This window comes from Rhodococcus sp. 14-2470-1b (assembly GCF_002259415.1).
Classification (GTDB): Bacteria; Actinomycetota; Actinomycetes; order Mycobacteriales; family Mycobacteriaceae; genus Rhodococcoides.
In genome coordinates, this window is sequence record NZ_NPFY01000012.1 from 114,577 (window position 1) to 127,771 (window position 13,195).

Consider the following 13,195-nt stretch of genomic DNA (forward strand, 5'->3'; position numbering starts at 1 on the left):
ACCGAGCGCCAGGGACTGCTCTAGCGTCAGCGCGTATCAGGCCACCTCGGACGCGACGTGCGTATCGACCTCGTGAACAGGAATCAGCGATGCGCAACCTCGATCACACCGAACTGCTGACCGAACTCGAAGCGACGATGGCGGTGAACCTCGATCGCCACCTCTCGATAGCGAAGGAATGGCATCCCCACGACTACATTCCGTGGGACGAAGGCAGAAATTTCGCTGCGATGGGCGGCGACGACTGGGACGAGTCGCAGTCCGGACTGTCCGACCTCGCGCGCACGGCGATGATCACGAACCTGCTCACCGAGGACAACCTGCCGTCGTATCACCGCGGTCTGGCAGACAACTTCTCGCTCGACGGTGCCTGGGGTACGTGGGTCGGTCGGTGGACGGCGGAAGAGAACCGGCACGGCATCGTGATGCGGGACTACCTCGTCGTGACCCGAGCGGTGGACCCTGTCGAGCTCGAACGGGCACGGATGCAGCACATGACCACAGGCGTCGACGCTCCGATGGACGGCGCGAACTTTCTGCATTCGGTCGCCTACGTGACATTGCAGGAGCTTGCGACGCGAGTGTCCCACCGCAACACCGGCCATGCGTGCGGTGACCCGGTGGCGGACCGAATGCTGGCTCGAATCGCCGCGGACGAGAACCTGCACATGATCTTCTACGGGAACCTCGGCGAGGCCGCGCTCGATCTGACACCGGATCAGACGGTGCGGGCGATCGCAGACGTCGTGACGGACTTCGCCATGCCGGGACTCAACATGCCCAACTTCCGCAAGAACGCGATGTCCCTTGCCAAGCACGGAATCTACGATCTACGCCAGCACCTCGACGAGGTACTGATGCCGGTCCTCCGAAAGTGGCGCATATTCGAGCGCAACGACTTCGGGCCCGATGGCGAGCGAGACCGGGACCGTCTCGCGGCGTTCGTCGAACAGCTCGGGGTGAAGGCGACCAAGTTCGAACAGTCGCGCGATCGCCTCCTTGCCCGAGAGTCGGCTCGAGCCGAGATGGTGTCCTAGGCTCTCTCCCCTCGGATCGGTCCCCACGGTCCACCGGCTTCGCTTCGTGTTCGGACGTCGGCGGAAGGTGTTAAAGTCCCGCACGACAGACGTCGCCGTCGACGCTGGATGCGATGTTCTGGGGGAGGTGGGGCGGCAATGCTCGATCGTCTGATGGCGAAGACTCGAAAGCTGGACGAATCCGCGCTCACCCTTCTCGTGTACATCGGGGGCACAACGGTTCTGTACGCGGCAGGGGGGAGTGCGTACTGGCCGAGCGCGAGTACCTGGGCGCGGTGTGCGGTTCTCGTGTCTCTACTTCTCGGTATCGCGGCAACGATCATGCTGATGCGTTTGAAGGGTCCGAGCCCCAAGCGCACGATCGGTCATGTCACCTTCATGGGGATTGTCGCTGTCGCGCTGTCCTTCTCGGCCAGCAACACCTTGCCGACGTACCTGATCTGTGTCCTGGCGACGATGTTCCTCGGCATGCACATCGGCGCTTTCTGGTCCGAGCGCAACGCCGGGATGTGGGTGGGCGCGCTTGCGGTGTTCGCGGTACTCGGTGCTGCGGCAGGCCCCTTCGAGTCCTCGTTCATCGCGTACGTTCTCATCGCCCTCGGCGTCGTGGGTGCCACCGAAGTGTTCGGAGCCTTCGCCAGGCGCATGCGGTACACCGCCACTCACGATGCTCTCACCGGTCTGTTGAACAGATTCGGCTTCGAGTCCAAGGTCGCCAAGATGTTGCCGGCGTGCGCGGCGCGCGGTCTGTCGGTCAGCATGGCCGTACTGGACCTGGATCATTTCAAGGACATCAACGACGAGTACGGGCACATCGCAGGTGACGTCCTTCTGGCGCGCGTGTCGAAGGCATGGAAGGCGGAGTTGAGCCGACGTGACGTGCTCGGCCGGTTGGGGGGCGACGAGTTCGTGCTCTTCATGCCCGGAGTGCTCGAGGCGGAGGCGTGGCAGATCATCGACCGTCTTCGGCGTGCTCATCGTGCCGAGTGGAGTGTTGGCATCGTCTGCATGCCCGCTGCACGTCGCTGGGCGGAGATCTACCGCGCGGCCGACGCCGATCTGTACCGGGCGAAGCGAAGCCGCCCTCCGAAGTCAGCCCGTCCATCGACGTCGCCCCAACCGTCCACACCGCCCCGCCCGGGCACGTCGGGGCCTGATCAGTCGGAGTGGAGAATAGCGCGCTGACGTTGCTCCACAGATTTCATCCACAGGCTGTGGACAACGCTCCGCAGCTTGGCCTCGACCGGGGTTGACTGTCTGTCATGTCGATCGCGTCCGCATCGACCTGACCGGCATCGGGGTGGATGTGTTGTTGTGGAACGAAATTCAGCGATGGCAACCGTCGGAGATCACCCTGCTGGGTGCGCGGGTGGCACGTAGGGCAGACTCTCTCGCCTCCACGGTCGGCGAGATCGAGGCCGCCGTTGCACAGCTCGAGTGGAGCGGAGACGCCGCCGATGCCGCACAGTTCTCGGTGTCGCGCTTGATCGCGGACTACCGCGCTCACGCCGACGAGCTGGGTCGCATCGCTCGCGCTGTGACGACGTTCGCGAAACAGGCCCATCCCGTGCGGGCCGCGCTGCGAGAGTGCGACAGCATCGGCGTCGAACACAGGCTCGAGATTTCCGATTCGGGAACGGTGGCCGATCCGCTGACGACGTACTCCGTCGCAGCCGAGGACGCGTTCGACCACGCACGTGATCGCCTCGGAGTGATACGGGAACTCGAGGCCCGAGCCCGGCAGGTGATCGTTCGCGCCACCGACATCGACGTCGCAACGGCCGCTGCGCTTGCCGCGGACGCCGATACGGCCCCGGCCATGCTACCCACTCCCACAGCGGCAGCAGCGGCGAACAACGTGGCCTGGCAGATGGCGAGTCCGGCGGAGCGAACGGCACTGCTCGTCCGTGACCCCGGAGCTGTCGGGAATCTCGACGGCGTTCCGGCCGAGGTACGTGACGCCGCGAATCGGAGGCTCCTGGTCTCCGAGCGAGCGCGTTTGGAGTCGGTTGCCGACGAGCTTGCTCGGACGCTGGACGGCAACGTCTTCGGCGGGCTGTTCGACGACGCGGACGCCGGTCTCGCTCAGACCGAGAAGCGACTGAAAGCCCTCGACGAGATCGAAGCCGTTCTGGCACAGGGAAATCGGCAACTGCTGGTGCTGGACAACACGAGCGGTGAGGACACGTTGGCGGCTGTTTCGGTGGGCAACGTGTCGACGGCTACTCACGTCGCCGTGTTCGTCCCTGGACTGGATTCGGACGTCGGCGGCGACGTCGAACGTTACGACGCCGACATGGATGCGCTGGCGGCGACAGTGCGAGGCGTGCTGCCTCCGGACGAATCGGTGGCCTGCGTGACGTGGATGAACTACGAGGCACCCCATCTCGGCTGGAGCCTGCTCGATCCGACGCGCACCGTCGTCTCACCGATGGCGGCCGCGGTCGGGGCTCCCCGTTTGGCGGCGTTCCTGGATGGTCTCGACGCTTCACGCACGGAGGATCCGCATCTGACGCTGCTGGGGCACTCGTACGGTTCTCTCACTGCCGCGCTCGCTCTACGTGGGGTGTCCGGCGTGGACGATCTCGTGGCGCTGGGCTCACCCGGTCTCGGCTTCGACGACATCTCGGCCCTGTCGGTCCCGCCGGGGCACACGTTCGTGGCGGAGACCCGCGAGGACGTCGTCGCCGATACGGGGTTCTTCGGATCGGATCCGAGTGAGCTCGACGGTGTCAGGCCACTGGCGACGCGGTCCGACGGCGATCTCGCGGACAGCCGAGGCCACAGCGAGTATCTGACGGACGGCACCGTCACGCAGCGAAACGTCGGACTGGTGATCGCGGGTCGAGCCGGTGAGGTGAGCGGCTAGACGCTATGTCTGCTGAGGGGTGTCCGCGCGCGTCGCAGCCTGTGCGGACGATCCGTTCACCGGAGACTCGCTGTAGTCCCCGAGGCTCGGCGGTGCGTCGGCCGGCGGGTCGAACGCGTTGCGCCGCTTGGACACGAGTACGGCGACGCCTCCGGCAGCACCCAGAACTGCGCCGACCGCGACGATCTTGCGTGTCGGAGTACCGAGCAGCGACGGGCCCGAGGAGGTCTTCGCCGTCTGGATCTTCGACGATGCCGAGGTCGCCCGACGGACTCGGCGACGCGCGGCTTCGCGGCGGGCCAGTGCGTACGCCCGGGTCGCCAGCTGGAGGCCGACGCCTGCGGATCCGGTTCCGAAAATTTTCGCTGCCTTGACGAGGGTGCCCCCGGTGCTCACGGCGACATCCCGGAACTGCGCAGACTTCGTTGTGCTCGTCATGCCCCCACTGTTCCACATCCTGTGCGGCCACATCCGACCGTCCGCGACCGGCCGACGAGTGCGGGGTGGCACGATGGTGGGGTGAGCACACCAAACAAGACATCAACGGCAACGCTGCACACCAACCGCGGCGACATCGTCATCGAGCTGTTCGGCAACCACGCGCCGAAGACCGTCGAGAACTTCACCGGCCTCGCGGACGGTTCCAAGGAGTACACGACGTCCAACGCGTCGGGCTCCGATTCCGGGCCGTTCTACGACGGCGCGGTCTTCCACCGCGTCATCGACGGCTTCATGATCCAGGGCGGAGACCCCACCGGTACCGGTGCAGGTGGCCCCGGCTACAAGTTCGCCGACGAGTTCCACCCGGAACTTCAGTTCGACCGCCCCTACCTGCTGGCCATGGCCAATGCCGGACCGGGGACCAACGGATCGCAGTTCTTCATCACCACGACGAAGACGCCGCACCTCAACCGCAAGCACACCATCTTCGGTGAGGTCACCGACGAGGCGTCGAAGAAGGTCGTCGACGCCATCTCCGGCACTCCCGTCGGACGCGGGGACCGTCCCGTCGACGAGGTCGTCATCACCAGCGTCACGCTGGCCTGATACCTCGAGTTTCGAACTCTTTCTCGAAGAGGAGCATCGGTAGATGACGAACCCCGGCTGGGGTGGCGCGTACGGCGATCAGCCCACTCCACCTCAGTCGAGGTGTGTCAGGCATCCGGACCGACCCACGGGCCTCGCGTGCTCGCGGTGCGGTCGTCCCGCGTGTCCGCAGTGCCTGCAGGCAGCGGCCGTCGGGCAGCACTGCGTCGACTGTGTACGTGCAGGCAATGCGCAGGTCCGTCGTGCACGCACCGTGGCAGGCGGGTCTGCCGATTCGACGTACGGTCTGGTCACGTACGTCATCATGGCTCTGAACGTTCTGGCGTTCGCGGCGACGGCCCTGCAGTCCCGCAGTGCCATGGACAACACCGGCGCATCGTCGCTGTACGAGTCCTGGGCATTGTTTCCGCCTGCTGTCGCGCTCGGAGACTACGAGCGCCTGATCGGTAGCGGATTTCTCCATTACGGCCCGATTCACCTGCTCGTCAACATGTTCGCGCTGTACATCATCGGTCGCGACGTGGAAGCAATTCTCGGAAAGACCCGCTACATCGCGGTGTACCTGGTCTCTCTCGTCGGCGGTAGTGCGTCGGTGATGCTGCTCGAGGACCCGTTCACCGCGACGGTCGGCGCATCCGGTGCCATCTTCGGCCTTCTGGGCGCACAGGCGATCATCCTGCTCAAACTCCGTCGGAGCCCGACGCCCGCACTCGTCGTGATCGGCCTCAATGTCGTCATCAGTGTCACCATCCCTGGCATCTCGCTGTGGGGACACATGGGTGGCCTGGTCGCTGGTGCGCTCGCGACAGCGGGCATTCTGTTCGTTCCCGCGCGGGTGCAGAACCGTCGGACCCGCAGCAACCTCGGATGGGCGGCCGTAGCCGCGGTCGCAGTGGCGGCGCTCGCGGCTATCGTCCTGCGGGTGCTCGACTTCCGGTCCCAGATGGGCCTCTGACGCCCTACCCGTCTTCCGGGTCCGGTGTCGGGAGCGCTGTCAGCGCTCCTCGACGAAGCCGCGCTGCTCGAGGGCGTCGTACACGTCCTGTGGGCTCGTCCCCAGATCCCACCTACCGAAGATCACGAGTCGATCGTCGTCCTCGTCCGGGTGGCGGACGTTCAGCTCGAGCATCGGTACACGTCGCCCCAGGCGGGGGTACGGCACCAGGGTGATCCGGGAGATCTCCTCGCGTGTGTACGTGTGAATGCCGGACAAACGCTTCACGGACAGCCGTCCCGCCGAATCTATCCACAGGCGCGGTCGCTGGTACGCAGCGAGACCCGCGATTATCCACAGGCCGATGGCACCGACGGAGATCAACACACGACCCGCTGGATCGTTGTCGGTGAGAAATGCGGCCACGAGCAGGGCAAACCCGCCGACGGTCAGTGCGATCACCGCGGGCATGGGTGTCGCCCACGACAAGTTGTCCACATTCTGTGGATGGCCGCCCGATTCATCCACAGGCTTTATCCACATTGGGGATGAATAACATGTGTGTAAGTAGCTCGGCCGGACGATGAGTGAGCGACGCCGTCATCGCCACTTCATCGTCATGACGAGACCGACCACCATGAACCCGAAGCCGATCAGGAAGTTCCATGCTCCGAGGCTGTTCATCCACGAGATGTCCTCGGCGGCCAAGTAGTAGACGAGCAGCCACAGGAGCCCCACCAGCATGAATCCGAGCATCACGGCAACGTAGAACGGGCTGGACGGGCCCGACGCCACCGAACCGGGAGTACGCGTCCCGGGAGCGATCACATAGTCCTTTTTCTTGCGTACCTTCGATTTCGGCATTCCTCGCCCTTTCGTCGTCGCGGTCTTCGTCTGTGTGTGCACGGAAGCGGTGCCTGTGGATACCGGACTGTGAACAGCTGTGGACAATCGCGGACCGGCCTGTGGATGAACACGGCCGAGTCGCCACTGCGTGACCTTGCGGCCCGCGGAGATCCCCCGAGCAGGTAGCGTTCGGTGCTGTCACATGATCACGGCAGCCTGAAGGCCCAACTGCGTGCACATGCCTTGTACACGCTAGCTCAGCGGAAACGCTGGGGAGAGCACCGGAGGATTTCATGGCTTCGGACAACGACCGCTCGGGCGTGCTTGCGTCGCGCGCATGGCAGGTGATGGTGGTCGTCGTGTGCCTTCTCGTCGGTGTGCTGCTGTCCACCACGCGGCAGTTCTCCAGCGGTGACGAGATCCGTCGGACCGACACCACACGCCTGTCGACGCTGGTCAGATCAGCTCAGGACAGTGCGGACCAGGCCGAGAGCACGCGGGACGAGTTGGCGGTGCAGGTCGAGCAACTCCAGCGGGAGGCCGGCGCCGGAGACTCGGACGTCGCCGACGCGCTCGCCGGCGTCGGCCCACTGTTGGCGCCTGCCGGGCTCGAAGCGGAATCGGGCCCGGGAGTCGTGGTGACGTTGACCGATGCACCGAGGGGAAGCGACGGGCGGTACGCGTCGGACGCATCCCCGGACGATCTCGTCGTCCATCAACAGGATGTGCAGAGCGTTCTCAATGCGTTGTGGTCCGGCGGCGCGACGGCGCTCGCGATGCAGGACCAGCGGGTCGCCGGCAATGTCGCACCCCGATGCATCGGAAACACGTTGCTGTTGGGCGGGCGGACGTACAGCCCGCCGTACTTCGTCACCGCGCTGGGCGATGCGGCCGCACTGAACGCCGCTCTCGACGCCGAGCCGGGTGTGCAACTGTTTCGGCAGTACTCGGTCCGTTACGGCCTCGGTCTCACCGTCGGCGCCTCCGACGATCTGACGGTGCCCGCCTACCAGGGGTCTCTTCGGCTGCAGTTCGCCCAGCCAGGATGAGCGACAGGCCGTGACCTATTCTGGGGCGCATGCGCATCCTCGTCGTCGACAACTACGACAGCTTCGTCTTCAACCTCGTCCAGTACCTGGGCCAGCTCGGAGTCGACGCGACGGTGTGGCGCAACGACGATCCGCGCCTGGACGACCGCGACGCCGTGGCCCGCGACTTCGACGGCATTCTGCTCAGCCCGGGACCAGGCACTCCTCAGCGTGCAGGAGCGACGATGGATCTCGTCACCGCCGCGGCAAAGGAAAGGACCCCTCTGCTGGGTGTGTGCCTCGGGCACCAGGCGATCGGGGCCGCGTTCGGCGCGACGGTCGACCGCGCTCCGGAACTGCTGCACGGCAAGACCAGCTCGGTGAATCACGATGGCATCGGTGTCCTCGAAGGGCTGCCGCAACCGTTCACCGCTACCCGGTACCACTCGCTGACGGTGCTCGCCGACACCATTCCCGACGAGCTCGAGGTGACGGGCCGAACCGACTCGGGTCTCGTGATGGCCATGCGGCACAAAGACTTTCCGATCCACGGTGTCCAGTTCCACCCGGAGTCGATCATGACCGAGGGCGGACACCGGATGTTGGCGAACTGGTTGAAGGTATGCGGGGCGGAAGCCGACGACGCGTTGGTGGATCGGCTCGAGGCCGAGGTGGCGCTGGCGTTCCGATAGCAGCGTCACAAGAACTGCAGCGTCTCGAGCAGGAGAATTGGTGCGCCACCCGATTCTGAACCACGCGAGCCACTGTTGACAGGATCATGAACATGACGGAACGAGGACAGTCGTTTGTCGGTGACGTCCGACTTCTCGCATCGAGCCTGCTCGATGGGATCGCCGCCTTGGAACCGGGCTTGTGGGATCAGCCGGCTGGTTCGCTGTCGTGGACACGCTGGGAGACAGCAGAGCACGTTGCCGACGATTTGATGGTGTACGCGGCAACCGTGGCCGCGCCGACCGTCACTGGCGATATCCCGTTCGAGACGACGCAGCGTCGCCCCGGATCGCCCGACGAGTTGATGCACTGCGACCGCGAAGCCGGCCCCGATGGCCTCGCCGCGATGATCGAGGCCGCCTCGAATATCCTGATCGCGGTAGTGGCGGTGAGCCCGCCGGACATCAGTGTTGCTCATGTGTTCGGCCAGACCAACGGCGAAGGGTTCGCGGCGATGGCCGCCGTCGAATTGATCGTGCATGGTCACGACCTGTTCGACGGTACGGATATCGAGTGGAATCCGGACGGCTTGCTGTGCCGTCGGGTGCTGGTCAGACTGTTCCCCGATGTCGACGCCCCACCGGATGTGGATCCGTTTACGCTGCTCCTGTGGGCGACGGGCCGGAGCGAAATGCCGGACCGGGCAATGCGCAGCGAATGGCGTTGGTACAACTAGCCCCGGCTCGGATGTGCGGCGCTTGACCCGAAGTCAACTCGAGGTTTTAGCCTCCACCCATGAATTCTTCCACTGGCTTCGGAACGGTGAGCGGCCCTGACCTCAGGGCTATTCGAACAATCCTCGAAGACGTCGAGCTCGGCTTCAACAACAAAGATTCTGCGCTCATGAACGCGCACCTAGCCGACGATGCCGTGGTGGTGACCGCCCGTGGCGCGGTACTCGAAGGTCGTCTCGCGATCGAGAACGCCACGCGGGAAGCTCTTGCCTCGGACTTTCTGCGGGACGCGACCGCCTACTATCAGCTGGCCGACGTTGTGGCCTTGTCCGTGGACGTCATTTCCGCCCGGAAAGATGCTTGGTCGACCCAAGAGAGCGCCGAGGACGGCCGCGCGCCGGAGATGAACGCTCTATACATCTTCGTTCGCCGTTCTGGACGCTGGCTCATTTGGCGTCGGCAGAACACCATGGCTGCGTAGCGCTTTCCATGCCGATCCAGCTGATGTCGGCGACAGTGGCCGAACTTCAGTGCCATGTCGCGCCTGATCGGGATACGTACGCCGCATCCGTGGATACACGAGGCGAGTAGGTAATCGCGCGATACGGACAGACAGCGGACGGTCAGCGCCCCGGAATTCCCAGGGCGCCGACCGTGACATTGACGGTCTGGGTCTTGGTGATCTCCGACCCGGCTGGTTCGGCCTGATTGACGATGCGGTTCACGACGGTCGGGTCGAGCTGGACCTCGGTCGTGGTGCTGATGTTCGACGTCGTGCCCGTCCAACCCGCGGACTCGAGGGCGGACAGTGCCTGGGACACCGTCAGGCCCAACAAGTCCGGCATCGGGATCTTGTCGCCGTTGGACACCCGCAGAGTGACGGTGTCACCTTCGACTGCGTTGGACCCACCTGCCGGGCTGGTCGAGACGACCTCTCCGACGGGCTGGCTCGAGTCGATGTTTTCTACCTGAACTCTGAATCCGGCGCCTTCGACGTTCGGCTGCGCGACGGCGACCTGCTGGCCGACGACGTCCGGCACGCGGATCTGCGCAGGACCGGAGCCGAGAGTGATCTTCACGGACGATCCGACCGTGATGCCGACCCCCGACGACGGATTCTGCTCGACGACCTTGTCGAGGTTCTCCGGCGTCGACGGTGCACGCGCTCGGGTGCCGTCGAGTTCGAGGCCCAGCGCGGACAGGGCCTGCGCGGCCTGCTGTTCGGTCTTGCCGGTCAGCTGCGGCACCTGAACTTGCTCGGGGCCGGTCGACACCTCGAGGTTGACGGTGCTCTTCGAGTCCACCTCGGCGCCTGCGCCCGGTCTGGTGGTGATGACGTTGCCGGATGCGACGGTGGCGTCGGGCTTCTCCTGGATCGCGACCCGCAGGTCCGCCTCCTGGAGACGCGCTTCGGCGTCGGACGCGGACAGGTTGGACACGTCGGGGATCGCGACGCGGTCCGGTGAGGAGCCGGGGCCGAGTGACCACAGGAACGCACCCACGATTCCGACGATCACCAGTGCCGCGACGGACAGGAGAGCGATCCTGACACCGCGATGCCGCGGCTCCGAATCGTCGGAGTCCGCATGGCGTCCGGTGCTCGCACTGCCGGTGGAGTCGGCCGTCGCCTTCGCTCGCGGTTGCGGTGCGCGTGCATCCATGGCGCCGAGGATCGTGGTGCGGTCCTCGTCGTTCATGACCGTCGGTGCACTGGGGCGCTGCCCACCGAGTACGCGGACCAGATCGGTACGCATCTCCGCGGCGGACTGGTAACGGTTGGCCGGGTTCTTGGCCATCGCCTTGAGGATGATCGAGTCGAGTTCGCGCGGAACGTCGGAGTTGACGCGTGACGGAAGCTCGGGATCCTCACGGACGTGCTGGTAGGCGACGGCGACGGGCGAGTCACCCTTGAACGGCGGCTCACCGGTGAGGATCTCGAACAGGACGCAGCCCAGCGAGTACACGTCGGACCGTGCGTCGACCTGCTCGCCTCTGGCCTGTTCCGGCGACAGGTACTGCGCGGTTCCGATGACGGCGGCGGTCTGCGTCATCGGGCTCGAGCTGTCGGCGATGGCACGGGCGATGCCGAAATCCATGACCTTGACGGCGCCGGCGTTGTTGATCATCACGTTCGCCGGCTTGACGTCGCGGTGGACGATTCCGTTGCGGTGCGAGAAATCCAGCGCAGCACAGACGTCGGCGATGACTTCCATCGCGCGCCTGGCAGGCATGGGGCCTTCGGCGCGCACGATGTCCCTCAGCGTGCTGCCGTCGACGTACTCCATGACGATGAACGGAAGCGGTCCTGCTTCCGTCTCGGCTTCACCGGTGTCGTAGACCGCCACGATCGCAGGATGGTTCAGCGCGGCCGCGTTCTGAGCTTCCCGGCGGAAACGCAGGTAGAACGTGGGGTCGCGGGCGAGGTCCGCCCGCAGGACCTTGATGGCGACGTCGCGGTCGAGGCGATTGTCGCGCGCGAGATGAACCTCGGACATGCCACCGAATCCGAGAATCTCGCCCAGCTCGTAGCGGGACGAGAGGTTGCGGGGAGTCGTCATGGCTGTCCTAGTCGATCAAAGAAGGGTCGATCGGTGGGGGGTCGATCCGAGAATTCGTCCGCGGCGGCTGCGCCGTCCGTGGCGCCCGACGCCTGAGGTTCTTCCTCCTGGCCGCCGCCGATTCCGGGGATGGACGGCAACGTGAACGACGGGATGGTGATCCCGCCGCGGCTCGTCGTCGTGGTCTCCGAGGTGGTGGTCGGTTCGGTCGTCGTCGGTTCCGTGGTGGTGGTCGTCGTGGTGGTGGTCGGTTCCGTGGTGGTCGTCGTCGGTTCGGTCGTGGTGGTGGTCGGCTGTGTGGTGGTCGTGGTGGTGGTTACCGGCTGCTGAGACGTCGTCGGCGGGACGAACGGAGCGGGAGTTTCGTCCTCTCGATTCAGCAGCACGAACCCTCCGATGACGATCGCGAGCAGCAACAGGCCTCCACCGCCCCAGGCGAGAGCCTTCTGCGCCGAGGACATGCCGGTCTGTTCGGGTACGGCAGGCGCAGCGGCACCTGTCTGCGGGCCGGTGTAGCGGTTCTGCGACGTCGGCATCATCTGTGTGCTGGTCGGCGTCGGCGCCGGTACGACTCCCGGCATCATCACGCGACCCGTGCCAGGCCCCCGACTGGTACCGGGAGCTGGCGGCCTGCGGCCTGCGCGGACAGCGGCGACGGCGTCGGCGAATTCACCACCGTTGGCGTAGCGCTGTGCCGGGTCCTTCGCCATCGTGATCTCGATGAGCTCCCGGACGCCTGCGGGGAGGTCGGCGGGCAGCGGGGCAGGTGTCTCGCGGACGTGCTTCATCGCGACCGTCAGGGCCCCGTCACCGACGAACGGGCGTGTCCCCGACAACGCCTCGTATCCGACGACTCCGAGGGAGTAGACGTCGGAAGCCGAGGTGGCTTCCTCGCCCAGGGCCTGTTCCGGCGCGATGTACTGCGCGGTGCCCATCACCATGCCGGTCTTGGTGACCGGGGAGGCGTCGACGGCCTTCGCGATTCCGAAGTCGGTGATCTTCACCTGGCCGGCCGGAGTGATCAGGATGTTTCCCGGCTTGACGTCGCGGTGTACCACTCCCGCGGTGTGGGCGACCTGCAGTGAACGCCCGGTCTGCTCGAGCATGTCGAGGGCATGACCCAGGGGGAGCCGGCCGATGCGTCCGAGGACGGCATTGAGTGGTTCGCCATTGACGAGTTCCATCACCAGGTACGCGAGTGATTCGCCTGCTTCGTCGCGCGTCTCGCCGTAGTCGTAGACACCCGCGATGCCGGGGTGGTTGAGCTGGGCGGTGGTCCGGGCTTCGAAACGGAAGCGCTGCAAGAACTCCGGGTCCTCGGAGAACTCGGCCTTGAGCACCTTGACGGCGACCTTGCGGTCGAGGCGGTTGTCCATCGCCTCCCACACCTGGCCCATTCCGCCTGTCGCGATCAGTCGTAGCAGGCGGTAGCGCTGTGCAATGACTGCACCGTTCTTCAGTGGCACGAGA

General features: G+C 65.5%; 14 protein-coding genes. 9 read left to right on the plus strand and 5 right to left on the minus strand.

Annotation, left to right across the window (positions count from 1 at the left end; genetic code table 11):
* Positions 1-89 precede the first annotated feature (89 nt).
* From CH293_RS10500 to CH293_RS10510, 3 genes are all read left to right on the plus strand, one after another.
* Complete coding sequence (locus tag CH293_RS10500; RefSeq protein ID WP_094720144.1) at positions 90-1,037, plus strand: acyl-ACP desaturase; 948 nt, start codon at positions 90-92, stop codon at positions 1,035-1,037.
* A 138-nt stretch (positions 1,038-1,175) separates the two neighbouring features.
* A complete protein-coding gene (locus CH293_RS10505; RefSeq protein WP_037110001.1) occupies positions 1,176-2,222 on the plus strand; it encodes a GGDEF domain-containing protein in 1,047 nt (348 codons plus the stop codon).
* A 64-nt stretch (positions 2,223-2,286) separates the two neighbouring features.
* Positions 2,287-3,906: an alpha/beta hydrolase gene (locus CH293_RS10510; protein WP_094720145.1), complete on the plus strand. Its 1,620-nt coding sequence runs from the start codon at positions 2,287-2,289 to the stop codon at positions 3,904-3,906.
* Between the two features lie 3 nt (positions 3,907-3,909).
* On the opposite strand, the gene CH293_RS10515 is transcribed toward CH293_RS10510, so the two are convergent.
* Positions 3,910-4,344, minus strand: a complete 435-nt coding sequence (locus tag CH293_RS10515) for a hypothetical protein (protein WP_094720146.1) — start codon at positions 4,342-4,344, stop codon at positions 3,910-3,912.
* An 81-nt stretch (positions 4,345-4,425) separates the two neighbouring features.
* Here CH293_RS10515 and CH293_RS10520 point away from each other — a divergent pair, with 81 nt between their 5' ends.
* The gene (locus CH293_RS10520; protein ID WP_037110007.1) at positions 4,426-4,953 is read left to right on the plus strand and encodes a peptidylprolyl isomerase; all 528 of its coding nucleotides are present in this window, start codon (positions 4,426-4,428) and stop codon (positions 4,951-4,953) included.
* Positions 4,954-4,996: 43 nt separating this feature from the next.
* Positions 4,997-5,908, plus strand: coding sequence for a rhomboid family intramembrane serine protease (locus tag CH293_RS10525; protein WP_094720147.1), 912 nt, complete (start codon positions 4,997-4,999; stop codon positions 5,906-5,908).
* A gap of 39 nt (positions 5,909-5,947) precedes the next feature.
* Here CH293_RS10525 and CH293_RS10530 read toward each other — a convergent pair whose 3' ends face one another.
* Both CH293_RS10530 and crgA read right to left on the minus strand, forming a co-directional pair.
* Complete coding sequence (locus CH293_RS10530) at positions 5,948-6,430, minus strand: PH domain-containing protein (RefSeq protein WP_170945201.1); 483 nt, start codon at positions 6,428-6,430, stop codon at positions 5,948-5,950.
* Positions 6,431-6,487: 57 nt separating this feature from the next.
* Positions 6,488-6,751 carry a cell division protein CrgA gene (crgA, locus tag CH293_RS10535; RefSeq protein ID WP_019665038.1) on the minus strand — a complete coding sequence of 88 codons (264 nt, stop codon included), beginning with the start codon at positions 6,749-6,751 and terminating at the stop codon, positions 6,488-6,490.
* A gap of 275 nt (positions 6,752-7,026) precedes the next feature.
* Here crgA and CH293_RS10540 point away from each other — a divergent pair, with 275 nt between their 5' ends.
* From CH293_RS10540 to CH293_RS10555, 4 genes are all read left to right on the plus strand, one after another.
* Positions 7,027-7,782: a DUF881 domain-containing protein gene (locus CH293_RS10540; RefSeq protein ID WP_094720148.1), complete on the plus strand. Its 756-nt coding sequence runs from the start codon at positions 7,027-7,029 to the stop codon at positions 7,780-7,782.
* 29 nt (positions 7,783-7,811) lie between these two features.
* Positions 7,812-8,453 carry an aminodeoxychorismate/anthranilate synthase component II gene (locus tag CH293_RS10545; protein WP_019665036.1) on the plus strand — a complete coding sequence of 214 codons (642 nt, stop codon included), beginning with the start codon at positions 7,812-7,814 and terminating at the stop codon, positions 8,451-8,453.
* A gap of 86 nt (positions 8,454-8,539) precedes the next feature.
* Positions 8,540-9,169, plus strand: coding sequence for a maleylpyruvate isomerase N-terminal domain-containing protein (locus tag CH293_RS10550; protein WP_094720149.1), 630 nt, complete (start codon positions 8,540-8,542; stop codon positions 9,167-9,169).
* Between the two features lie 59 nt (positions 9,170-9,228).
* Positions 9,229-9,648 (plus strand): SgcJ/EcaC family oxidoreductase, encoded by a 420-nt coding sequence (locus tag CH293_RS10555; RefSeq protein ID WP_094720150.1) that lies wholly within the window; start codon positions 9,229-9,231, stop codon positions 9,646-9,648.
* A gap of 142 nt (positions 9,649-9,790) precedes the next feature.
* Here the strand turns inward: CH293_RS10555 and pknB are convergent, their stop codons facing one another.
* Positions 9,791-11,725 carry a Stk1 family PASTA domain-containing Ser/Thr kinase gene (pknB, locus tag CH293_RS10560; protein ID WP_037110019.1) on the minus strand — a complete coding sequence of 645 codons (1,935 nt, stop codon included), beginning with the start codon at positions 11,723-11,725 and terminating at the stop codon, positions 9,791-9,793.
* Positions 11,722-13,191, minus strand: coding sequence for a serine/threonine-protein kinase (locus tag CH293_RS10565; protein WP_193748923.1), 1,470 nt, complete (start codon positions 13,189-13,191; stop codon positions 11,722-11,724). The genes pknB and CH293_RS10565 overlap by 4 nt, the downstream gene beginning before the upstream one ends.
* Between the last annotated feature and the right edge of the window lie 4 nt (positions 13,192-13,195).